Genomic DNA, 21,774 nt, shown 5'->3' on the forward strand with positions numbered 1-21,774 from the left:
GGCGATTAACCGCCTCTCTGTCAGGTTTTTTCGAATAAAGAAAAGAGGCACTTCAAAGTGCTTTAATTCTTTTGAGGTCCTATGTACTCAGCACCGCCAAATGCCAGTATTGGGAAAAATATCAATGGCATCAGTACTAAACCAACCGCAAAACCGCCGCCTTTTCCAAAAGCTTTAGAAAGCTTAGCACAGTATACAATGTACAGAACAATTGAAGCCAGTCCTGCAATACTGCTTAAGATACTGTTTTCTGAAAATCCGCCGATAAAAGAAATTCCCCCTGAAACCATAACCGCAATAAAATAACTCAAATTCCCAAATGCAATATGAGATATTATATAAGTATTATAAAATGGTATCAATGCCGCCCAGCCTGGCTTACCGGCTTTGGAAAAAATCTTCCAATTGGTGACTATAAATAAAATACAAACGGCTAAAGCAAATACCAAAAGAAAAATACCAAATACAGCTAAAAAAGCATACAAATCACTATTCACACTTAATTCCTCCATTTTTTCAGTTATTACAAACAAATTATTTTCCTGGGATTCTTATCGTTTAGGAATCTCATACGGAATTCACAGCAGGTCTGTTGGTTTTCAACGAAATTGACCACTGCTATTTCTTTTTCTTTTTTATGATGGCTATAGCTATGGCAATCCCTGCCACCACAAAAAACAATATATTAAATAAATTACTTGTCAATTCATACATTCTTTCTTTCTCCTTCTTTTGTCATTTATCTCATATTCTACCATTGAGGAAAAAAGTTCATCAACAATCATTGGGTACATCAAAATCCTCATCGGGTACATGACCCCTCATTTTGTTGCTGTAATTACCAAAATATGGTATAGTGGATGAATAATTGCAGGAATGGGAAGCTTTGCCCAGGCCTTTCTCCCTCATCAGGGCGAAAAAACAAACCAGGAGGAATGAAAGCAGAATGAAAAAAATTATAAGTTTATTTGCAGTCACAGCCCTTCTGTCCCTATCCATGGCTGCAACCGCCCATGCGGGAGCCTGGAAGCAGGACAGTTATGGCTGGTGGTGGCAGGAGGAAGATAAATCATATCCAGCCTCCGCATGGAAATGGATCGACTCCAATGGGGATGGAATGGCAGAATGCTACTATTTTGATGAAAACGGTTACCTTCTCACCGGAACCACTGCCCCTGACGGCAGCAGGATCAATGAATCCGGCGCATGGACCGATGAGGGTATTATCCGGCAGAAAGCCGCTACTCCTTATGCCGCAAAGAACATAAACCAGAAGGGGCTGGAGCTTTACCAGGAAGCAGATCAGAAAAGTTCCGGGCTGGCTGGCCTGGATATCTCCGCGGATATCCTGATGAACTTTACCTATGACGGACTGGAGATTCCAATATCCATGAATATGCAGCTTAAATACCATGACTTAAACACTCCATCCATGGAGTTTCTTTCCCTGATCAATATGGATATGCTGGGGATACGTAAATCAGAAACCTCCTTCTACACCAATGGCTGCTATTATTCGGATATGGGAGAATATGAAAAATATAAAATGAGGATCGGATACGAAGACATGACCAAAAACCTCACCCTGGGTGGTCTGACCGGGCAGTTTGGGGCATTCTTTGATAACGTACAGATTACAGACGGGGAAGCCGGGAATAAAATTCTCATGTACTCAAGCAAAACAGAAGGCATGGAAAACTATCTCTACAATTTCTACGATGAGATATGGCCGGACTTATCTGATTCCGGTTTTAAGGTCAATGGGATTCAAGGAAAGGCAGTCATCAGCCCGGAAGGCTATTTTTCCAGAGAGGCCATCTCCATTTACATGACTCTGACAGAAGACGGAGAAACCATGGGCATTGTTATGAACATGGATCTGAACTATAAGGATCCGGGAAAAGCAGTTTCCATTGAATTTCCTTCCACAGAAGGATATGAAGAAGTCATCTATTAATAAACAATTGGAGGGATACCTGTAAACGGTTCCCTCCTTCTTTTTTTCTCAGTCCTTTAAACCGATATAAATGTGGATGACTGCATCCTCCATGTCTCCATTCTGATATTCTTCAAAATCGCATACAAAGGCTCTTGGCAAATCCTGCTTCCAAAGTTCCTGCCAGAATTCCGCTACCGCTTGTACCGTGTTTCCTTTTACTACAAACTTCCCATAGGTTCCCGCCGGAATAGTCCTTACCACTGTTCCCTCCGGGATCTCATGGGCAGATTCCACTTCACAGGCTACAATTACGCTGTAATCGTCCATTTCATTCCCAGCATAATCCGTATAGATTCCCAGGGCCTTGTCATTGCTCTTATTCTTGATCGACGGATAAATTCCCCTTCCGTAGAAGCCTTCCCACAGGCCGCCGATCACATTTCCCATATCCGGTGATCCATTGTTTGTACGGGCAATCAGTCCCACTACCTTTTTTTCCTTTAATAAAACCCTCTCAAAGTCCATACTTCTTACCTCTTTTCTTTCTTTGGTAAGCCGATTGTACCATAGGAAACATGACACCTATATGTCACAATTCATCTGTTCTCCATTATTTTTCTGTAAAACCTCTGTTTTTCTGTCTGACTTATAAAAATGGATCAGGCTGAATACCAGAATAACAGGAAACAGGACGGCCCCCATTATTCCCATTTTTAAATTATCCCCAAAGTATCCTGAAACAACGCCCACAAGGGAAGGCCCTCCGGAGCAGCCTAAATCGCCTGCCAGGGCCAGAAATGCAAACATTGCGGTTCCTCCTCCCCGTAAGGAAGCGGAGGCCATGCTAAAGGATCCCGGCCACATAATCCCCACCGACAGGCCGCACAGACCGCAGCCTATAAAGCCCAGAGCAGGGAAAGGCGAGAGAGAGATCAGAAAATAAGAACCTATGCAAAGGATTCCGCTTGCGATCATCAGTTTTTTTAGATTCACCTTTTCTCCGTATTTTCCATAAGCTGCCCTTGAGATTCCCATCATGGTGGCAAAAAGCATGGGACCGGCAAGATCTCCCACAGCCTTGCTCACGCCCAACCCCTTTTCCGCAAATGCAGAAGCCCATTGGCTTACCGCCTGTTCACTGGCTCCTGCACACACCATGAGAAGCATAAATCCCCAGAATATCCGTTTTCCAACGAGAGCCCTCAGGGAGAGCCCTTCATCCCCTTTCACAAGAGGGGCGATGGGCACTTTAAAAAACAGCACCATATTGACCGCGGGAATCAGGGCCCAGAAAAGCGCCAGAAGTCTCCAGTTTTTTAATCCGGCAAGGGTGAAGAATATGGTGGATACAAGGACAACGCCCACATGGCCCCAGCAATAAAAGGAATGAAGCATGCTCATGGCCTTTTCTTTGTTGTCCGTGGGACAGGCTTCTACAATGGGACTGACGAGAACCTCCAAAAGTCCGCCTCCGGCCGCATAAATGGCCACCGAGACAAAGAGCCCCATCCATGCCTGGGAAAACAATCCCGGCAGAACGGTCAGGGAAATCAGCCCCATTGCTGACAATACATGTGCCGCTATCATGGAAGCGCGGTATCCCACCCGGTCGATAAGACCTGCGGACAACAAGTCCACCAATAGCTGGATTCCAAAATTAAGAGTCACAAGCATAGTGATCCTGGATAAGGAAATGCCGTACTCAGACTGAAACATAAGAAACAAAAGGGGGACAAAATTGTTAATGATGGCCTGTACGATATAACTCATAAAACAGGCATGGATGGTTTTGGTATAATCTTTATTCATTGTTAGTCACCTGCTGTTTATTTTTTTGTATTATACCGCATAATTTTTTCAAAATCTTGTAAATTACCGCCAGTTTATGATACAATCTAGCCAATCAACCAAAGGAGATGGCTCTATGCAAAGCACAAAAATACTCACCGACGAATCTATGATGGAACTTGTCCCCCACGGCTCCTCCACCTTTCCGTTTCAGTATTATTACGAGGACGTAGGGAAATTCGACAACCGGTGCATTGACTGGCACTGGCACAAGGAATTTGAGCTGGTATCAGTGACAGAAGGGCTCCTCCAGTGCTCCGTGGGAAACATCAATCACATACTGGAAGCAGGGGATGGGATTTTCATCAATTCCGGTATCATTCACCGTTTTCTCTCAGCAGGGACAGCAGTCATCCCCAACGTTTTATTTGCATCTGATTTCATTGCTCCTGAAAACAGCTCCATTCATGAAAAATATATGCTTCCCTTTCTCACCTCAGGCATTTCCCATTTTGTGCTGAAGAGAAACAGCCCATGGCAGAGAGATGTTCTTTCCATTCTTTCAAAACTGTATTGCCTGTGTGAAGCTCCCGGACCTGCCTGGGAGCTGGAAGCCCATATCCTGGCCTGCCAGGTCTGGAAAAGCCTGTTTGAGCACAGACAGGAATTTCCCACCATGGAGAATACGGGGATCAGCAGGATCTCCCAGGCCCGCTTTAAAGGCATGACCTGTTTTATTGAAGAAAACTACCGGAAAAAAATCACTCTGGAGGATATTGCCCAATCCGTGGGTGTAAGCAAACGGGAGGCTCTCCGCTGCTTTCAGTGCTCCGTTCCCTTATCGCCCATGGAATATTTAAATAAATACCGGCTCCAGCAGGCATGGAAGCTTCTTATTCAAACGGACCGCTCCATAACCGACATTGCGGAGCATACCGGATTTGAGAGCACCGGCTATTTTGACCGTCTGTTTAAAAGAGAATTTCATACCACCCCCAGAAAGCACCGGAACAGCGGAAAAATCTCATAAACATTTCCAGGGGAGAGCCTTTACTCCCCTTTCCACATGAATTATAATTAGAAAAACAGTTGTAAAAAGGAGGACCAGGATGGAAGAATTATCAAAGCTTCCTAATATCGGAAAAGAAGTGGAACGCCAGCTAAATGAAACAGGAATCTTTACTTATGAAGAATTAAAGGAAACAGGTACAGAGCAGGCCTGGCTGAGGATCCAGGCCATTGACGCCTCTGCCTGCATCCACCGGCTGTATGCCCTGGAGGGAGCCATACAGGGCATTAAGAAAAGCCTCCTGCCCCAGGAGAGGAAGGAGGAATTAAAGGAATTTTACAATTTTCATAAATTATGAGAAAAGGCCCGGCCAGCTCCTCTTATTAACCGGAAGCCAGGCCAAGGCCCATAAATCCAAAAATAAAGAACACCAAAAAATACGCCAGTACGGCCAAAAGACAGATCTCTCCTGCCAACCGGTATTTTATGAACCGAAAGCCCTTCATCCATTGATAGAAATAGTAAAAAATCAAAGCAATCCCCAAAGCTCCAACCATGATTGGAAGCCAGGCCATTAAAAGAAAGATAAGATTCATCGCATTACTCCTGACAAACGTCCTATTCTTATCTTCCCCTCTTTCTCTCCTCTTATAAGCAAGGTCAGGCCGGAATTGCTTATTTGCTGAATAAATATTTCATATACCGGATGAATACGTAAACCACCAGACATACTGCGATCACGGTTTCAACAAGAACCACAGCCGGTAACACTCCTACGGCATAACCCATTTTTGCCAGGAACGCCGTTGACATCTTCATGGCGATGGCGCTGATCACCACTGGAAATGTAAACGCCGCGTAGCTTGGATAAAAGGGCAGGGCAAGGAACCTTGGCAGATAAACCAGCACAGTCACATACAATCCCCCGGCCAGTATCATGAGCAGGAGAACCATTGTCACTGATTTTACTTCTGCGGACTGAAGGTATCCGGCCAGGCAAAGGCTGACAGGAGCCGTATAGATGCAAAACAGAGGCCTTGCCGGTTCCGCAATTTCTTTATATTTCACATACCGGGCCGTCACAAGAACCAGTAAGATCAGGCACCAGACCAGACCGAACCAGAAGATACCAAGCCCCAGCCTGGCGCGCCCAAACCCAGGCGCCGTCACGCTTGCCGTCACGATTCCCACATATACGATATAATAGCTGGCAAATACGGTTTTCATATTCAGCTTATAAAGGAAACGGGCAGTAAAATACACCATGAGAAGAACGTGAATGGCGATCCCCAAATACCAGATATAGACCGCACTGTCCCCAATAAAAGGCTTGGCATAGGCAGACAGCAGAATCACAGCCATGGAAAAGGTCCCTGATATGCTTGCCATCACCGGGTTTTTCATATCTTCTTTTACCATATCAAAATGAAACATGCATTTGCACAAAAACAAAATCGCCAATACGGCGGATATGGCCCCGCATACCAGGCGGATGGCTTCTGAATAGCTTTGGAGAAGATTTCCCAGAGCTGCAAATCCAAGGGCTAGTCCTGCCATGGGAATGGGAATTTTCTTAATCATTGCATCCCTCCCCAAGCTGAAGTTCATCGGTATTGGTAAGACCATATTCCCGCACCACGATTTCAGCTACTTTTTTAGCTACCAGTCCTGTGAAATAAATGCACTGTTCCTTGTGCTCTCCTTTTCCCATATCAAACTCTTTGGTCAGGATCCGGCAGCATAAGGCATTCTTCCCGTTGTTCTCCTTAAACCAGTCGTGAAGCTCCTTTGACACTTCCAGATTCTTTTCCACCTTTGGATCTCCCTGCTTTGTCCGTCCAAAGAATATACCAAGGGCCATTACTCCGCCGGATACTGCTCCGCACAGGCACTTGGACCTTCCTATTCCCACTGGAAAGCCGGAAGCCATAGCAATGACTTCCTCTGGGATATCCAGTTCAAAGTTTGACCGGATGGAACTTACAACCGCCTCTGAGCAAAAAAAGCCTCCCCGAAACAGAGCTTCCGCATCATCCCCGATCTTCTTTACACTAACCGCCTGTTTCACATTCATCTCTTGTATCCTCCTGCATATTTATTGATAATTATATTCTATTAAGATTTAAGGCTTACGTCCAATTCATAAATTCTATAAATAAGCCTTACTTATAGGAATTATCTATCACATGCAGTCAAATAAAGAAATTTCTTCCAAAATTCTATCAGGATGGTTCGTTTTCCGGCTCCGGCGCATACTCAAAGCTTACGTAGTCACTTGTCAAATCAAAAATCAGCTCCTCTTCTTTATACAGCAGAAACCGTGCCAGCAATAAATGTTCCTCTTTGATAAAGCGTACCATTCTTCCCTGATCCGGCGCCAGAAGACGGTGGGAAAACCTTGCCGTTTTTTTTCTGTTCCGGTTTGTCAAAAATATTTTGAAAACATAGGGCCCCTGCTTTAATATGACTGCGGTTTCCCTTTTGCATACCACCTTTACTCCCAGATAAGTGGCAAAGCGGTATTCCTCTCCTTGATACTGGATAACGCAGATACAGCCCTGAAAGCTGTGTCCCATAAAGGGAATATGGGCAATGGAAACCATGACCGATGCTTCTTCCGGAAAGCGGTTGCATTGAAGCCACAGGTAATCCCTGGGAAAGGATCTGCCCTTATCTCCCTCTATATACCCCTTTTCCCCGTTAAAATCCAAAATCCTCCCATTGACCTTAAGGCTTCCCCTAAGGGTGTGGGCCATGCTGATTATTTCATGCCTGCATTCCATGAAGGGGACTAACTGAAAGGGACCCATAATGGAGTAGCCGATGGGACTTAAAGGGCCATAACGGATCATTCCCTGGATCGTAATATCCTCTGACTGGATATCCAGCTTAAGGCCTCTGGGGGAAAAGAGATTGTTTCCAAGAATGATTCTTCTTCTCTTTCTGTCAACCAGATAGTCCTCTTCTGCAAAATCAAGAGAATAAGAGTTCTCATTCCATATGATTTGTAAAAACGGGTGTTTAACTCCTTTTTCATCAATACTATGACCGGGAATAAAGGCCAGGACCGTATCCCCATTCTGATGCTTGAAATACCAGCCCTCAAAATACTTTATTCTCTTTTGACAGGAAGAACAACCGGTGCAAAGATGTCTTACACCATTCCATATCTCATCTCTTAATGGGGTTATTCTGGTTTTTATATTTTTACTAAGACTTTTCATTTCCGCAATGACTTTTTTTCTGTAATCTGACAACAAAACCAGATCTCCCTTCTGTTTTAATCATTGAATGATTTTAAACATAGGGTTTCCAAATGTCAGGAAACATAATCAGAAAAGCCTGTTTTTCATCTTTTTTATTCTACACGCTCATTTCCTCATCATAGACCACCTTATCAATGAATACATGGACGTACTCCCCGCAGAACTGCGTACCGGCCCCCTTAACCAGTTCGCTGATGGCATATTCCCTGGACAATGCCCTGCGGTAGCTTCTCTCACTGATCATGGCATCATAAGCATCTGCAATGGCAATGATCCTGGACTGGACCGGTATTTCATTTCCCTTAAGCCCCTTGGGATAACCATTCCCATCCCATCGTTCATGGTGGGCCAGAACGTAATCCGCCATCTCCGACAGTTCATTGACCGTGCTTAAAATACGGTAGCCGATTTCCGGGTGTTTTTTAATTTCTTCCCACTCTTTTTCAACCAGACTTCCGTTTTTATTCAGGATCCCTTCTTCAATGGCCACCTTGCCGATATCATGAAGCAGGCCAACGGTCTTCAGCTCTTTTACCTCATCTTCCTGGAGTTCAAGGGCTGTTCCCATCCTTTCACACAGCTCCGACACCCGATGGGAATGCTGCTCTTCCCTTGGGTTTTTCTCATGAAGGGCCGCCATAATGGTGTAAATGGTTTTCCCTCTCATCCCCGAGGTTTCTAACAGCTTTTTCTTATACATATAGTCCTCAGCCTTTTTAAGAACTTCTAATATGGATTCTTCTTCCCTGTATTTTACGCCGTACCCGAAAGAAACAGAAAGAGTGACCTTGTTTACGGCTTCATGCTTTGTCCGCTCATTGGCCCTGCCGATGACCTCCTTGATTTCCCTCACATCGGTATCAGGGGAAACGATAATAAATTCATCACCGCCCAGCCTGCATATGATATCCTTTTCCCTGCAGCATTTTCTTAAAACCCCTGCCACTTTTTGAATATACTTATCTCCCACCGTATGACCGAAGGAATCATTCATAAGCTTCAAACCATTGATGTCGGCCATGGTGATCACCAAGGGATAATGACCAGGGGAATCCAGCCGTCTCAGCTCTTCCTCAAAAAACCTTCTGTTATACAATCCAGTTAGCTGGTCGTGGTAGCTTAAATAATGTAACCGCTCCTCCGCATGTTTTCTTTTGGTGATGTCATTTAAGATAATGGCCAGTTGGTTTTCCTTGGGACGGGATGCGATGATCTCGTAGTAATAACTGGTATTCTTCTGAAACCGCTCGTAGCGGGTGGATTCTCCTGTTTCCATGGTCTTGATCAGCTTGTCTAAATTTTCCGGTTCAATGTTTTTATGTATCTCGTATAAATATTTCCCTAAAATGTCCTCTTTTTTTAATCCGGTCAGAACTTCATGACTTTGATTGACATCCACCAGCCTGTACTTAAGAATATTATCATCAGAGATTCCCTCATACAATGCCATGCCCAACTGCATTTGGCTGATAACTGTCTTGTATTTTTCTTCGCTCAGATTTAACCTTTGGTCATACTCCATGATGGTTTCATACTGCATTCTCAGTTCTCTTTCTGACGAGGTCAACTGTTCCACATATTCCATAAGCTCTTCATTGGCAGCGGACAAATCATCATAGCTCTTGCTCAGCCTGCTCTCTGCCAGCTCCACTTTTCTTAAAAGGTTGGATATCAGATAATATAGGATGGCGGCAGTAAATAAAACATACATCATTCCCTTATAGGTATGGATCATCATCCTTATAGAAGGATTGTTAACCAGCCGGTTCACAACTTTGTCGGAGTAATAAATCCAGACAAAACCAAAAAGAAAATATAAAACGCAGATTTTAAAGCCTTCCTGTTTTAAAGGATCTTTTTCATAGTTAAGATCATCCATTTTATCCCTCAGCCTTTTAATCATATAACTCCCCCTTCAAACGGTGACGACTACATTGTCTTCCCTCCCGTATTATACACTATTTTGATTCCATAAGGAATATTTTACCGGCTTTTCCTTCCAAAAATCACCTGAAGCGCAGAAAAAAAGAAGGGCAGTCAAACACCCTTCCTTTTACATAGTTCTTTGCAGTATATTATTTACCGGAGCAGCCCTGCATTAATCGGCCTTTAATACTTTAACGATCTCTCCGATAATATTTTCATGGTAATCCTTTTGCGGATAGTTTTGCTGGTCTAAGGTCTTATCAAAAAAGCCCTTGGGATCAATTGTCTGCTGATAAAGCTTACGGCAGATAAGCACCAGCCTTGCCTCGGAAAAATAAGGAGCCTCTTCATCAAAAACAGGAGTGAGCCCTGTTGCTTTCTCTTTATCCACGTCCCGTCCGGAGTGAGAACCGCAGTAGTTTAAAGCAGACCTGCAATTATCGCCGAAAAAGCTGATGGCGTAATACTCGCTCTGGTCTATAAATTCCAGGGTATATCTCTGGGGGCGCAGCACAATGTTGGTAACATTTTTATTCCACATGATCCCGATTCCGCCCCAACTGGCTGTCATCATATTATACTTCTGCTGGGTACCGGCAGAAATCAGCATCCATTCCTTTCCTATCATTGTGATTGCGTCCATGGGAACTTGTTTTAAATCAACTGGTCTTAACATCTCACTACCTCCAATATTTTGATATTTGTTAATTATATAGTAAAGCGGACATTCGCATTCCACTTCACTCCTGATCAATAAGGGCTTTCGGTCAGGACTGGGGATTTTTTCGTACGTCAATATCCACCAGTTCCAGGCCATCTGACACCTCATGAAGGTATAAATCTACAATATGCTTCCGAATGATCCGTTTTCCTCCCACATCTCCTTCCAGGGAAAGCAGCTCCTTTAAATAATTTCTGGAAAATATGGCTGGGTTTCCCAAGGCCCCCATGTTGCACAGACAACCGATCCCCTTTCCGCTGTCCTGCCAGCCCTTTACCAGGCCTTTTATGGTAGCCGCCTTTAAGTAGGGCTGGTCGCAGACCGCAAAGCAATAATCCGTTTCCTCTTTCTCAAGGGCTTGTAATGCCAGATGAATGGAATGGGAGATACCAAGGCTGCTCTCCCTGTTTACCACCACCTCATAACCACGATCCTTCATACAATCCATAATCTCCTGGTACTGAGTGACGACCACCTTTCTGTAAAAGAGATCGTCAGGAAGCTTTTCAACCTCCTCTATAATATATTGGTACATGGGTTTTCCATTAAATTCATGAAGCAGCTTATTGCCGTCAAACCTCCGGCTGTCACCTGCTGCCAGAAGGATAAGTGCCAGTTTCATGCCATAAACCTCCCCTTTCCATCACTTTTCCCTTTCAGGAGCCTCCTGCCTTTTTTTCTTCTTCAGGCTTAAGACCGCCTCCAGGACGCCTCCGCCAATGGAAGTCGCCTTATCAGAGATCGTGTAACAGTTTTCAACGATCCCCCTGGGGTCAATGTCTCCTGACTTCATTCCTGTTGTCACTTCTACTCCGTCCTGAAGCAGCCCTCTGACAACGCCCACCACCAGGGCATAGATGGGAGAGTCCCCAGAATAGCCAACCAGGTCGTCTTTTTCCACCAGGTCCCCGATTCTCACCTGGCCTTTAAATATTCCGTCAGCCGTGGCGCGGATGATCCGTTCCTTGTCATAGCCGCCGATCATGCCCGGAACCCCTGTATTGGGATAGGCACTTCCCTCCCAGATGCAGCGGCCCAGGTTATGGCCTCTTTTGGTTTCTACTACCACATGGCAGTCAAGACCTGCAGTAAAGCCGGGGCCAACCCCAACCACCACTTCTCCATCGGTTATCCTGGTTCCCAGGTTTTTCTTTGCAATTATGGCATCCACCACCACATCCGGCTTCCAGGTTTCCCGGATCCTGCATTCCTCGTCTACCACCACCGCAACCTGGTCTCTTGCTATGGCCTTCTGGATCTCCTCCAGACTGCGGCACAGAACCCCGGTGATATCTTCCACCTTTGCATATCCTTCATAGACTGCCCTTGAAAAAGCCACTGTCCGCCGTACCGTAGTGGGAACCGCAATATCAGTCATGACCAGATCAAAACCGCAGCGGTGCAGACGGCATCCGATGCCTGTGGCCAGGTCACCGGCTCCTTTTATCAATACTTTCATTGTACTTCCTTGACCTTCCGATTTATTTATGCAGGCAATAAGCCAGGTACAGGAATGTTTTCATACCTGTATCCGGTAAGTGCTGCAAGAGTCAAATGCCCTGGGACATACTACATTCTTCCATGAGACGGAAGGGTATCTGACGTTCTGGCGCATTCTCCGCCTCTTCCTGACAAAATCTCCAGACCGTGAAAAAGAGTATCCAGAATGTATTCCAGGCTCTCTCTCACCGCCTTTGGACTTCCGGGCAGGTTGATGATGAGAGTCGCCCCCCGGATGACGCTGGCTCCCCTGCTTAGCATGGCCCGTTTGGTCACAGTCATACTATAAGCCCGTATGGCTTCGGCAATCCCAGGCGCATTGCGGTCCGCAACGGCCAGAGTGGCCTCCGGAGTCACATCTCTTGGAGAAAATCCAGTCCCTCCTGTGGTCAGGACCAGATCGCATTCCACTTCGTCGCTTAATCGCATAAGCTCTTCCTTAAGCGCCTCTCCTTCATCGGCCAGAAGCTTATAGCTGACCACCTCAAAGCCTGATTTCTCCAATATCTCCCTTATGACTGCGCCGCTTACATCTTCCCGTTCTCCGGCGGCTCCCTTGTCACTTAGGGTTACGATTCCAGCTCGGTACATACTGTAATTTCATCCCCTTCCTTCATGATCCCCCCATGGAGGACTCTTGTAAAGATCCCGTTGACAGGCATAATGCATTCTCCCATTTTCTTGTATATCTCGCAGTGGGTGTGGCATTCCTTTCCTATCTGGGTCACCTCCAAAAGAATATCCCCGCACCTTAACCTTGTGCCTATGGGAAGATGGATTAAATCAATGCCCTGGACGATGATGTTTTCCCCAAAGGCGCCGTTTCCGATCTCTGCACCTCTGGCCTTAAAATCCTCAATGGTATCAAAGGATAAAAGGCTTACCTGCCGATGCCATTTCCCTGCATGGGCATCCCCTTCGATTCCGTGTTCTTCAATAAAATGTCCTTCATCCACCCTTACTTTCTGAGTTCCTTTTCTTTCGCTGATACAGACAGCCATTACCTTTCCCATCTACTCATCCTCCTATTTGGTTCATGTTGGGGCCAGCCTCCCCGCTGTTTTCCTCAAAATGATGGCTTTCCGGTTTGCTTTGAATACTCTCCTTCATCAGCTCAAAAAGGCCGTCATCGGAAATCCCCTGACGCAAAGGTCCTTTTAAATCCACTCCGACAGGACTGTCCAGGCAAAGCTTCAAAAACCCGTCTGAGGTCAGCCTCACCCGGTTGCAGGTACCGCAGAATTTGTGGCTGACAGCACTGATAAAGCCAACAAAGCCTGTCCCATCTCCCCATGTATAATAAACGGCAGGACCGTTGCCTTTTACCTCCCGGCTTTCCCTAAGCTCTCCGAAGGCTTCCGACAGGATTCCCGCTAAGTCGTCATTTTCCATTGCTTTGTAATTTTTCCCCTGTCCGATGGGCATCATTTCGATAAAACGGACCGGGATCCTGCGTTCCACGGAAAACCGGGCAAAGGCCAGCACCTCTTCCTTTGTCAGTTCTTCCATGACGGCACAGTTAATTTTTACTTTCAGCCCTGCCTCCAGTGCGCTCCTGATTCCTTCTATGACAGCCTCAAAACAGTCTCTTCTTGTGATTTTGGCAAACCGCCGGGGATCCAGGGTGTCCAGACTCACATTGACGCTGGACAAGCCGGCAGCCTTTAATAAAGCCGCTTTCTCCTTTAACAGGCAGCCATTGGTGGTCATGGTCACGTCTTCAATTTCAGGAATCGATGTAAGCCCTTTGATCAGGGCTTCAATATCCTTTCTCACCAAAGGTTCCCCGCCTGTCACCTTTACCTTGCGGATCCCAAGGCGGGCGCCGGCTTCGCAGATCCTTAAGATCTCCTGATAGGTAAGGATGTCCCCATGACTCATAGGGGTGATCCCCTCCTCAGGCATACAGTAGACGCACCTTAAATTGCACCGGTCTGTGACGGAAATCCGGATATAATCAATGGTTCTGTTGCATCTATCTCTCATGGTCTGTCCCCCTGCCGCCTGAGTACTTTTCATAAAGTCCGCTTTTTCCCCCATCCTTTTTTAAGAGACAGATATGGCTGATGGCCATTCCCCGGTCCATGGCCTTGCACATGTCGTATATGGTCAGGAGCGCAATATTTACCCCTGTCAGGGCTTCCATCTCCACACCTGTCTTCCCCTGGGTCTTGACCGTACAGACAGCCTCCACCGAAAGATTCTCCTCATGAAGCACAAAATCCACCGCGCACTTTGTAAGCATCAGCCCATGGCACAAAGGAATTAGTTCAGAAGTCCTTTTTGCCCCCATGATCCCGGCCACCCTGGCCACTCCAAGGACATCGCCCTTTTTTGCGGTTCCAAGGGAAATAGCATCAAAAACCTCCCGATTGACCGTAATAAACCCATGGGCAACGGCGATCCGGTCAGTCTCCGCCTTTTCTCCTACGTCCACCATGCGGGCATTTCCCTGTTCATCAAAATGTGTCAGTCCGTTCATATTTCTTTCAACCTTTCCTCCTGTAGTTCCTACCAGCCCTTTCCAAAGCCGCAGTTTGGATAATAACAGACGTCACAGGAAAGGCAAAGCCCTCCTTTTCCCAGCTTATCAAGGTCTTCCTTTGCCACCGGGTCATCGGCCATGAGCCTTGGAAGCACCAGATCAAACACCGTCCTCTTGGAATACATGACGCATCCTGGAAGACCTGCTATAGGAATGTTTTTCCCGTCCTTTTTGTAATAAGAAAGCAGGAACATGGCTCCGGGAAGAACAGGAGCGCCGTAGGACACCACCTCTGCCCCCGTACTGCGGATAGCAAGAGGAGTCTTGTCATCCGGATCAACGCTCATGCCTCCGCTGACAAGCACCATATCGGCTCCCTGGTGTATAAATTCAAGGATCGCTTCTGTGGTATGCTCCGGGTTATCATCGGTGACCGTCTGTCCAAGGATCCGGCCGCCCAACTCTTCCACCTTTGCCTTTAAGACAGGGCCAAAGGCATCCTTAACCCTTCCATGGAATACTTCGCTTCCCGTGGTCACCAGCCCCACCTTTTTATCCAGATAGGGCAATATAGCAAAGATTTTCTTTCCGCCGCAAAGGTCACTGACCTCTTTCATCTTTTCTTTTTCAATGACAAGAGGAATGATCCTTGTTCCGCACAGCTTGTCCCCAGGCTCAACGGGAGTGTTTGGATGTCTGGAAGCGATCATCATGTTCCCCAGGCTGTTTATTCTATCCAAAAGTCCGGTGTCTATTTTTAACAGGCCCCGAACCGTTGATTTCAATTCAATTTTTCCTTCTTTAACCTCGCTGCGCTCCATATGGTCACTCAGGCAAAGGCTGCACAGGATTTCAGCAGCTTCATTTTCATGGTACAGGGAATCATCCTTTTCCCAAACATAAATATGTTCTTTTCCCATGGACAGCAGCACCGGAATGTCCTCCTCTGTCACTACATGTCCTTTTCTGAATCTTGCATCCTTTATGACTCCCGGTATGATCTGAGTCATATCATGGCAGAGGACCTGTCCTACTGCATCTACTGTTCTGATTTCCTTCACTTTCCCCTCTCCTTTCGTACTTAAGCATAATTTACTGGTGGTTCGTGTTATTCTCAAGTAAGAATATCCACCTTTGCAAAGACACCACCATATCCTTTCATTATATCATCCTGAAAAATATTTGTAAAATAATTCTTCCAGCGCTGCTTCTGCTTCCTCTGAAAAGGCCTGATACCGGTTTAAAAATGTTTCACCTTCTTCAGTTAAAATAGTGGTTCCACCATTTTCCCCGCCCCGTCTTCCTTCCATCAGAGAAAAACCCAGATCCTCTTCCGCCTTGTTGACGATCTTCCACGCTTTAGAATAAGCCATATGCAGTTCCTGACAGGCAGCCGAAAGAGAACCCCTCTCCCTCACCAGCTTCATTAAACTTGCCACCCCTGGACCGAAATTGCGCTCTTCATAATAAACGCGAAGTTTTAAATGATATTTAAGCGTTCTTTTCTCTTTCTTTATTTCTTCCATTCTGATCCTTTTCTACGATGTAAAAAACTGGTTATCACACAGCGCCCGGTCCATTCTTCCCCCAGGCTTTCCACAATACGGATCCCATGGGACAGCCTGCTTTCATTATCAGCCTTATTCAGCAAAATCCGGTATTCCATAGATTCCGCTCCCTTTCTGGTTCCCTGACTGCTTACAAGTATTTTGGCTGCCTGAGCCGGAGTAATGAGGCATTTTTCTGTCTTCCATCCAAATACCGATTCTGCAAGCTCCCACCGGAAGCACTTCTCTTCCCATTGACATCCGATGGCATCCAGGCCGGCGCAGCCGATCACCCCATAGGTGCTTTTTAACAGGACAGGCTCACCTTCCTTTGGAATCTTCAGAGGCAGACGCTTTGCTCCGTCCGCCTCCACAAGAAGCACGTCCGCAAGACATGGAAGCTTCTCCATTTCCTCAATGGCCATGCCTTTTAATTTCCCTCCCGGTACAGGCTGGCCTGTTACCAGAACCTGGCCTGTACGGTCAGAATGCCATTCTTTCCGTCCCTTTAGATAATTTTGTACGGTTTCGGCCTGGTCTGCCGGCACTACCTCCCGATCCTCAGGATAGAAGATATGGGTGCTGGTAGTAACGATCACACGTTTCCCCATGTCAGCCAGTTCATCAGCCAGGGAATACATGGCGCTGGTCTTACCGCCGCCGCCGGTAAAGGAAATGACCATATGCTCCTTAAAAGGAAACCCCAGGGCCTCCCACAGGGAAGCCCTCCTTGTCACATCCGGTTTCCCCTCATGGTTTTTCAAGGTATAAACACTCTTTCCTCCCATTAGTACAGCTCCATGCGCCTCTTTCTGGGAACATAGGAACCGGTTTTCTCCAATACCACCTGACCGTCTTTTGCAGCCAGACAGCCTTTTAAGAATACAAGCTCCGCTTTTCCCTTGACATCAGTTCCCTCAAAGGGGCAATAATCCACATTTGCCACCTGGTTTTCTATTGACATGGTCCACTGGACATCCGGATTCCATACCACAATATCCCCATCGCTTCCGGGAGCGATAGCACCCTTCTGGGGATAAACGCCATAAAGCTTTGCCGCATTCTCAGACAGCAGCCTGCACATCTGCTCCAGCTTTAAGTTATGCTCCAGCACTCCAAAGCTGTACATGAGGACCGGACGGGATTCCACTCCCGGCATTCCGTTTGGAATCTTTGTAAAATCCTCTTTTCCTGCCGCCTTCTGGCTGGTGGTAAAGCTGCAGTGATCCGTTGCTATGGTCTGGATATGGTTCTTAAGAAGGGCATTCCACAGCCTGATGCTGTCCTTTTCTTTCTTAATGGTAGGTGAGATCACATATTTGCTGCCCTCAAAACCGGGAAGGTCATAAACGCTTTCGTTAAGAAGAAGGTACTGGGGGCAGGTTTCCAGATAAATTTCCTGGCCTCTCTCCCTGGCATATTTCACTTCCTGATAGCCCTCTCCGGAGCTTAAATGGACGATGATTACCGGAGTATCCGCAAGGCCGGCGATTTTTAACAGTCTGCCTATGGCTTCCGCCTCTACCGGAGCGGGTCTGGTTTTCTTATGGGCACTGATTGATAAATTTCCCTTTGCTTTTTCCTCTTCTTTCAGCGCTTCTATGATTCCCATGTTTTCACAGTGAACCCCGGCAATTCCGCCCACTTCCTTCAGCCGTTTCAGTACCTGATAGATCTTCTTATCATTTAAGTACATCTCATCGTAAGTCATGTAAAGCTTAAAAGAGGTTACGCCGTTTTCAACGATTTCTTCCAATTCTTTGCTGATGGCTGGGTTCCAGTCGGAGATTGCCAGATGAAAGCCATAATCACAGGATGCGTTCCCATCGGCCTTTTTATGCCAGTTTTCCAGAGCTTTTTCCAGCGTTTCCCCCTGATACTGGGTGGCAAAATCAATGATCATTGTGGTTCCGCCTGACAATGCAGCCTTTGTTCCCGTTTCAAAATTATCCGCTGTCACAGTTCCTGCCACATGAAGGTCAAAATGGGTGTGGGCATCAATAAAGCCCGGAAATAAAAGCTTTCCTGATACATCAATGACTTCCGCTTCTCCATCCTGGATCCCGGCTTCCACTGCCTGGATCTTTCCCTCATTCATGAGGACATCCGCCTGGATGAGACCACTTCCCGATACTACGGTTCCGCCCTTTAATAGCGTTTTCATATAGATCTACTTCCTTTCTTTTTGCTGTCTCGGCCTTTTTACGGCCCGCTCTCTGATTCCGTCTGCTGGCTTGTTTCATCTTTTTTGCCCATCTTCCCAGGGCATATAGGTATCCCTGGAAGGGGTTTCATCTTTTTTGCCCATCTTCTCAGGGCATATAGGTATCCCTGGAAGGGGTTTCATCTTTTCCGCCCATCTTCTCAGGGCATATAGGTATCCCTGGAAGGGGTTTCACCTTTTTTGCCCGTCTTTTCAGGGCATATAGGTATCCCTGGAAGGGACTTCATCTGCCAAGATTGAAAGGCGCAGAGAGAGAACTGCTTCTCCAACTGCGCCGATTCATTTTCAATACGATTACTTTTTCTTTTTGCTGCAGAATATTATCCTAAAATATAATCATACTCCTTGCAGACAGTTTCCATGACCTTTCTAAGCCCATCCGGAATGACGCTGTCCTTTTCACCGGCTTTCCAGGTAAGAATATTTCCCAGGTAACGCACCTTGCAGGCAGCCTCTCCCTGATCCAATACAACAAAGCCTTCGTTTTTGCTGTTTTCCATATCAGCTTCGTTAGCGAATAAGGTGAACTTATCTAAGTAAGGAGCGCTGTCATATGGACAGAAGCTCTTACAGTTTCCGCACTCGTTGCACATATAGTCCACATGGACGATCTGGTGCATGGATAAGCCAGGAATATTCAATGCCAGGTTTGCACGGTTTGGACAGACTTCAGCGCAGTTTTCACAGACATTGGAGCAGCCAAGGCATCTGGAGCCTTCTACCGTATATTCCTGGGTTCCTTCAAGGATACCGCGCTTGTCATAAATCGTGTCTAAGTTATTCACTGTATCATCAAAGTCCACAGCAGCTTTTTTGCCTAAAATTGCTTCAGCAGCCATGCGGGCATCTCTCATAGCCTCTACAACAGTAGCCGGTCCATAAAGTCCGTCGCCTACCACGTAAACACCAGCCGCGCTGGTCTCCAGGGTTTCCTCGTTCACAAGAACTTTGCCCCTATTGCTTACATTAATGCCGTTTGCTTCATAGAATTCTGTTGGAACCTGCTCGCCTACTGCTGCGATCACTGTATCCGCAGGAATCTCCACGATTTCTTCTGTTTCCACAATGCCCCTTCTGCCGGTAGCATCGGTATCGGAAAGCTTCATCACCTTGCAAAGGAGTTTTCCGTCTTTAAGTTCTACAGGAGACAGCAGCTCTTTGAATTCCACGCCGTCTTCCAGTGCCATCTCTAATTCTTCCTCGTCTGCCGGCATATAACGTTTGGTTCTCCGGTAAACCAGGTAGGAATGCTCCACGCCTTCCGTTCTCTTAACCGCTCTTGCCGTATCCATGGCAGTATTTCCGCCGCCAATGACTACCACGTTCTTGCCAATGTTCAGTTTTCCGTCAGCAGCCTTAAACTGGGCAAGGAAATCCAGAGCATTGATGGTTTCACCCGCCTCAAGCTTTAATACGCCTGGCTTGGATGCGCCGGTAGCAAGGATAATATAGTCAAAGCCTTCTTTCTTTAAAGCTTCTAAATCTGTTACTTCTGTATTATATCTTACCTCAGCTCCATATGCCAGAGACAGGACTGCATCCTTGTCAATTGCCTCATCAGAAATACGGAATCCAGGGATCACATGTTTCACTACGCCGCCAAGGGTGCCGGTCTTTTCAAAAACAGTTGCAGGCATGCCGTTCTTTGTAAGGAAGTATGCGGCTGCAAGTCCAGCCGGGCCGCCGCCGATCACTGCTGTCTTTTTGCCCTTCAGCTCTCCTGCCTCGATCTCCTTCATAAACGCATCATAGCCGCCTTCTGCACAGACAAGCTTGACACCGCGGATGTTTACCGGATCTTCATAATAGTTCCGGTTGCACTTGCTCATACAGTTATGGGCACAGATGGTTCCGGTTATGAATGGAAGCGGGTTCTTCTCTGCGATCACCTTCATGGCGTCTTCGTATTTTCCTGCGCCGGAAAGCTGTAAATAGGTGGTAATATCCTGATGGATCGGACAGGCGTCCTTACAGGGAGCCACATAGCAGTCAATGAGGGGAACGCTCTTAGCCATCTTCCTGATGGGAAGAGGTTTTACTGCCTTTCTGTGATGAGGATCATGAACGGAATCCTCTGCCAGCTTAGCAGTTTTTACCGGATCAACTCCCGTAAACTCTACATTGCCGTCTTCCAGCTTCTCTGCGATCTGTAAAAGTCTCTGATAGCCGCCTGGTTTTAAAAGAGTGGTTGCAACAGTTACCGGCCAGATTCCTGCATCTACAATTGCCTTGATGTTGTGATAATCCGCACCGCCTGAGAAGGAAATTCTTAATTTTCCGTCAAATTCCTTTGCCAGCCTGGCTGCCAGTGTAATGGAAAGAGGATATAAGGACTTTCCGGACATATACATCTCTTCGCTTGGCAACTCGTTGTTTCTTACATCAACAGGGAAGGTGTTGGTGATCTTTACGCCGAATTCCAAGTTCTTTTTCTCTGCCAGAGCCATAAGGGTCTTTAACATGGGAATTGCATCCTCATACTGTAAGTCGTCAAGGAAGTGGAAATCGCCGAATGCTATATAATCATATCCCATCTCATCCATGGTCTTTCTTGCAAATTCGTAACCAAGAAGAGTTGGGTTGCACTTAATAAAGGTGTTCAGTCCTTTTTCCTCGATCAGATAAGTAGCAATTCTCTGAATCTCCTGAGGAGGACATCCGTGAAGGGTGGAAAGGGTCACGGAATTGCAGATTTCAGAAGGAATGTTCTCAATGTCCTCTTTGGTCACATTCTCAAATAAGTCCATATGATCTAAGAGGTAGCTCTTGGAGGATTTAAATGCCTCCGTATCCTTTGCATCCTTCATGGAATCAATAAAGCTGTTAATCTTAGGGGATTTGATTCCCTCTAAGTCATAGCCTACGCTCATGTTGAACTGGAAGCCGTCCATAGCTCCAAGGCCGTATTCCTTAGCAATGATGTGAAGCAGGATCCATGCTTTGATATATTCGTCCTGAGCCTCAGGAACATAAAGCTCTGTAGACCACTCACAGTTATAGCACTCATCGTCTGCCCTGATACATGGTTTGCTTACAGGCAGATCCTCTCCGTCTAAGGTCTGAACCGTCTTTAATTCAAAGAAACGGCTGCCCGAATAATAGGAAGCCACAATGTTCTGAGTAAGCTGGGTATGAGGGCCCGCTGCCGGTCCCATAGGTGTCTCCAGGTTGCGTCCGAATATTTTCCTGTTATCTTTCTTGTCAGCTTTATAGGGTCTGTAGACTCCGAAAACAGTCCCGCTATTATCATGTTCCTTTACGATCCAGTCCACTAACTGCGCAAATGGCATTGGTGTCATTCTATCTCCCATTTTTTACCTCCTGTAACGAGGTTGTCCGCTTTCTAAGTTCGCAGACAACCCTCGATCA

23 protein-coding genes are annotated in these 21,774 nt (G+C 46.4%); 3 read left to right on the top strand and 20 right to left on the bottom strand.

The genetic code is table 11. The features are described 5' to 3' along the window. Positions 1-62: 62 nt before the first annotated feature. The gene (locus ACYVD3_RS20675; RefSeq protein WP_460644389.1) at positions 63-497 is read right to left on the bottom strand and encodes a DUF5684 domain-containing protein; all 435 of its coding nucleotides are present in this window, start codon (positions 495-497) and stop codon (positions 63-65) included. Between the two features lie 449 nt (positions 498-946). Between ACYVD3_RS20675 and ACYVD3_RS20680 the strand changes: the two genes are divergently transcribed. Beyond that, positions 947-1,957 carry a DUF6612 family protein gene (locus ACYVD3_RS20680; RefSeq protein WP_460644390.1) on the top strand — a complete coding sequence of 337 codons (1,011 nt, stop codon included), beginning with the start codon at positions 947-949 and terminating at the stop codon, positions 1,955-1,957. A gap of 48 nt (positions 1,958-2,005) precedes the next feature. Here ACYVD3_RS20680 and ACYVD3_RS20685 read toward each other — a convergent pair whose 3' ends face one another. Together ACYVD3_RS20685 and ACYVD3_RS20690 are read right to left on the bottom strand one after the other, a co-directional pair. Next, complete coding sequence (locus ACYVD3_RS20685) at positions 2,006-2,464, bottom strand: GyrI-like domain-containing protein (RefSeq protein WP_460644391.1); 459 nt, start codon at positions 2,462-2,464, stop codon at positions 2,006-2,008. 57 nt (positions 2,465-2,521) lie between these two features. Continuing rightward, complete coding sequence (locus tag ACYVD3_RS20690; protein WP_460644392.1) at positions 2,522-3,748, bottom strand: MFS transporter; 1,227 nt, start codon at positions 3,746-3,748, stop codon at positions 2,522-2,524. A 115-nt stretch (positions 3,749-3,863) separates the two neighbouring features. Between ACYVD3_RS20690 and ACYVD3_RS20695 the strand changes: the two genes are divergently transcribed. Further along, positions 3,864-4,757 carry an AraC family transcriptional regulator gene (locus tag ACYVD3_RS20695; protein WP_460644393.1) on the top strand — a complete coding sequence of 298 codons (894 nt, stop codon included), beginning with the start codon at positions 3,864-3,866 and terminating at the stop codon, positions 4,755-4,757. Between the two features lie 79 nt (positions 4,758-4,836). Next, the gene (locus ACYVD3_RS20700; protein ID WP_460644394.1) at positions 4,837-5,094 is read left to right on the top strand and encodes a TfoX/Sxy family protein; all 258 of its coding nucleotides are present in this window, start codon (positions 4,837-4,839) and stop codon (positions 5,092-5,094) included. A gap of 25 nt (positions 5,095-5,119) precedes the next feature. Here ACYVD3_RS20700 and ACYVD3_RS20705 read toward each other — a convergent pair whose 3' ends face one another. The 17 genes from ACYVD3_RS20705 to ygfK form a co-directional block, all read right to left on the bottom strand. After that, the gene (locus ACYVD3_RS20705; RefSeq protein ID WP_460644395.1) at positions 5,120-5,332 is read right to left on the bottom strand and encodes a hypothetical protein; all 213 of its coding nucleotides are present in this window, start codon (positions 5,330-5,332) and stop codon (positions 5,120-5,122) included. Between the two features lie 79 nt (positions 5,333-5,411). Next, positions 5,412-6,317 carry a TDT family transporter gene (locus ACYVD3_RS20710; protein ID WP_460644396.1) on the bottom strand — a complete coding sequence of 302 codons (906 nt, stop codon included), beginning with the start codon at positions 6,315-6,317 and terminating at the stop codon, positions 5,412-5,414. Beyond that, entirely contained in the window at positions 6,310-6,810 is a 501-nt protein-coding gene (locus tag ACYVD3_RS20715; protein WP_460644397.1) for a C-GCAxxG-C-C family protein, read from the bottom strand. The genes ACYVD3_RS20710 and ACYVD3_RS20715 overlap by 8 nt, the downstream gene beginning before the upstream one ends. 148 nt (positions 6,811-6,958) lie before the next feature. Beyond that, complete coding sequence (locus tag ACYVD3_RS20720; RefSeq protein WP_460644398.1) at positions 6,959-7,993, bottom strand: tocopherol cyclase family protein; 1,035 nt, start codon at positions 7,991-7,993, stop codon at positions 6,959-6,961. A gap of 106 nt (positions 7,994-8,099) precedes the next feature. After that, on the bottom strand, positions 8,100-9,905 hold the full coding sequence (locus ACYVD3_RS20725; RefSeq protein ID WP_460644399.1) for an HD domain-containing phosphohydrolase: 1,806 nt from the start codon (positions 9,903-9,905) through the stop codon (positions 8,100-8,102). A 195-nt stretch (positions 9,906-10,100) separates the two neighbouring features. Then, positions 10,101-10,604: a flavin reductase family protein gene (locus ACYVD3_RS20730; RefSeq protein WP_460644400.1), complete on the bottom strand. Its 504-nt coding sequence runs from the start codon at positions 10,602-10,604 to the stop codon at positions 10,101-10,103. 91 nt (positions 10,605-10,695) lie between these two features. Further along, a complete protein-coding gene (locus ACYVD3_RS20735) occupies positions 10,696-11,271 on the bottom strand; it encodes a nucleotidyltransferase family protein (RefSeq protein WP_460644401.1) in 576 nt (191 codons plus the stop codon). A 21-nt stretch (positions 11,272-11,292) separates the two neighbouring features. Next, positions 11,293-12,108, bottom strand: a complete 816-nt coding sequence (yqeB, locus tag ACYVD3_RS20740; protein ID WP_460644402.1) for a selenium-dependent molybdenum cofactor biosynthesis protein YqeB — start codon at positions 12,106-12,108, stop codon at positions 11,293-11,295. A gap of 110 nt (positions 12,109-12,218) precedes the next feature. Further along, a complete protein-coding gene (locus tag ACYVD3_RS20745; RefSeq protein ID WP_460644403.1) occupies positions 12,219-12,740 on the bottom strand; it encodes a MogA/MoaB family molybdenum cofactor biosynthesis protein in 522 nt (173 codons plus the stop codon). After that, complete coding sequence (locus tag ACYVD3_RS20750; RefSeq protein WP_460644404.1) at positions 12,719-13,162, bottom strand: MOSC domain-containing protein; 444 nt, start codon at positions 13,160-13,162, stop codon at positions 12,719-12,721. Before ACYVD3_RS20750 ends, ACYVD3_RS20745 begins: the two co-directional genes overlap by 22 nt. Before the next feature lie 4 nt (positions 13,163-13,166). Continuing rightward, positions 13,167-14,135, bottom strand: a complete 969-nt coding sequence (gene moaA / locus ACYVD3_RS20755) for a GTP 3',8-cyclase MoaA (protein WP_460644405.1) — start codon at positions 14,133-14,135, stop codon at positions 13,167-13,169. Beyond that, complete coding sequence (gene moaC / locus ACYVD3_RS20760; protein WP_460644406.1) at positions 14,125-14,631, bottom strand: cyclic pyranopterin monophosphate synthase MoaC; 507 nt, start codon at positions 14,629-14,631, stop codon at positions 14,125-14,127. The genes moaA and moaC overlap by 11 nt, the downstream gene beginning before the upstream one ends. Positions 14,632-14,660: 29 nt before the next feature. Further along, positions 14,661-15,695 (bottom strand): molybdopterin-binding protein, encoded by a 1,035-nt coding sequence (locus ACYVD3_RS20765; RefSeq protein WP_460644407.1) that lies wholly within the window; start codon positions 15,693-15,695, stop codon positions 14,661-14,663. Positions 15,696-15,800: 105 nt separating this feature from the next. Beyond that, positions 15,801-16,160: a winged helix-turn-helix domain-containing protein gene (locus tag ACYVD3_RS20770; protein ID WP_460644408.1), complete on the bottom strand. Its 360-nt coding sequence runs from the start codon at positions 16,158-16,160 to the stop codon at positions 15,801-15,803. Continuing rightward, on the bottom strand, positions 16,148-16,969 hold the full coding sequence (yqeC, locus tag ACYVD3_RS20775; RefSeq protein ID WP_460644409.1) for a selenium cofactor biosynthesis protein YqeC: 822 nt from the start codon (positions 16,967-16,969) through the stop codon (positions 16,148-16,150). Before yqeC ends, ACYVD3_RS20770 begins: the two co-directional genes overlap by 13 nt. After that, positions 16,969-18,345, bottom strand: a complete 1,377-nt coding sequence (gene hydA / locus ACYVD3_RS20780) for a dihydropyrimidinase (RefSeq protein WP_460644410.1) — start codon at positions 18,343-18,345, stop codon at positions 16,969-16,971. The genes yqeC and hydA overlap by 1 nt, the downstream gene beginning before the upstream one ends. 380 nt (positions 18,346-18,725) lie before the next feature. Continuing rightward, positions 18,726-21,716, bottom strand: a complete 2,991-nt coding sequence (gene ygfK, locus ACYVD3_RS20785; RefSeq protein WP_460644411.1) for a putative selenate reductase subunit YgfK — start codon at positions 21,714-21,716, stop codon at positions 18,726-18,728. Positions 21,717-21,774: the final 58 nt, after the last annotated feature.

Source organism: Lacrimispora brassicae (assembly GCF_054772055.1).

Excerpts from the sequence above, each read along its gene's own strand:
- ACYVD3_RS20710 (WP_460644396.1), bottom strand. The coding sequence starts at position 6,317 with ATGATTAAGAAAATTCCCATTCCCATGGCAGGACTAGCCCTTGGATTT.
- ACYVD3_RS20770 (WP_460644408.1), bottom strand. The coding sequence starts at position 16,160 with ATGGAAGAAATAAAGAAAGAGAAAAGAACGCTTAAATATCATTTAAAA.
- ACYVD3_RS20715 (WP_460644397.1), bottom strand. The coding sequence starts at position 6,810 with ATGAATGTGAAACAGGCGGTTAGTGTAAAGAAGATCGGGGATGATGCG.
- ACYVD3_RS20725 (WP_460644399.1), bottom strand. The coding sequence starts at position 9,905 with ATGATTAAAAGGCTGAGGGATAAAATGGATGATCTTAACTATGAAAAA.
- ACYVD3_RS20735 (WP_460644401.1), bottom strand. The coding sequence starts at position 11,271 with ATGAAACTGGCACTTATCCTTCTGGCAGCAGGTGACAGCCGGAGGTTT.
- ACYVD3_RS20750 (WP_460644404.1), bottom strand. The coding sequence starts at position 13,162 with ATGGGAAAGGTAATGGCTGTCTGTATCAGCGAAAGAAAAGGAACTCAG.
- moaC (WP_460644406.1), bottom strand. The coding sequence starts at position 14,631 with ATGAACGGACTGACACATTTTGATGAACAGGGAAATGCCCGCATGGTG.
- ygfK (WP_460644411.1), bottom strand. The coding sequence starts at position 21,716 with ATGGGAGATAGAATGACACCAATGCCATTTGCGCAGTTAGTGGACTGG.
- ACYVD3_RS20705 (WP_460644395.1), bottom strand. The coding sequence starts at position 5,332 with ATGAATCTTATCTTTCTTTTAATGGCCTGGCTTCCAATCATGGTTGGA.
- ACYVD3_RS20730 (WP_460644400.1), bottom strand. The coding sequence starts at position 10,604 with ATGTTAAGACCAGTTGATTTAAAACAAGTTCCCATGGACGCAATCACA.
- ACYVD3_RS20745 (WP_460644403.1), bottom strand. The coding sequence starts at position 12,740 with ATGTACCGAGCTGGAATCGTAACCCTAAGTGACAAGGGAGCCGCCGGA.
- yqeC (WP_460644409.1), bottom strand. The coding sequence starts at position 16,969 with ATGGGAGGAAAGAGTGTTTATACCTTGAAAAACCATGAGGGGAAACCG.
- ACYVD3_RS20690 (WP_460644392.1), bottom strand. The coding sequence starts at position 3,748 with ATGAATAAAGATTATACCAAAACCATCCATGCCTGTTTTATGAGTTAT.
- yqeB (WP_460644402.1), bottom strand. The coding sequence starts at position 12,108 with ATGAAAGTATTGATAAAAGGAGCCGGTGACCTGGCCACAGGCATCGGA.
- hydA (WP_460644410.1), bottom strand. The coding sequence starts at position 18,345 with ATGAAAACGCTATTAAAGGGCGGAACCGTAGTATCGGGAAGTGGTCTC.
- ACYVD3_RS20685 (WP_460644391.1), bottom strand. The coding sequence starts at position 2,464 with ATGGACTTTGAGAGGGTTTTATTAAAGGAAAAAAAGGTAGTGGGACTG.
- ACYVD3_RS20695 (WP_460644393.1), top strand. The coding sequence starts at position 3,864 with ATGCAAAGCACAAAAATACTCACCGACGAATCTATGATGGAACTTGTC.
- moaA (WP_460644405.1), bottom strand. The coding sequence starts at position 14,135 with ATGAGAGATAGATGCAACAGAACCATTGATTATATCCGGATTTCCGTC.
- ACYVD3_RS20680 (WP_460644390.1), top strand. The coding sequence starts at position 947 with ATGAAAAAAATTATAAGTTTATTTGCAGTCACAGCCCTTCTGTCCCTA.
- ACYVD3_RS20700 (WP_460644394.1), top strand. The coding sequence starts at position 4,837 with ATGGAAGAATTATCAAAGCTTCCTAATATCGGAAAAGAAGTGGAACGC.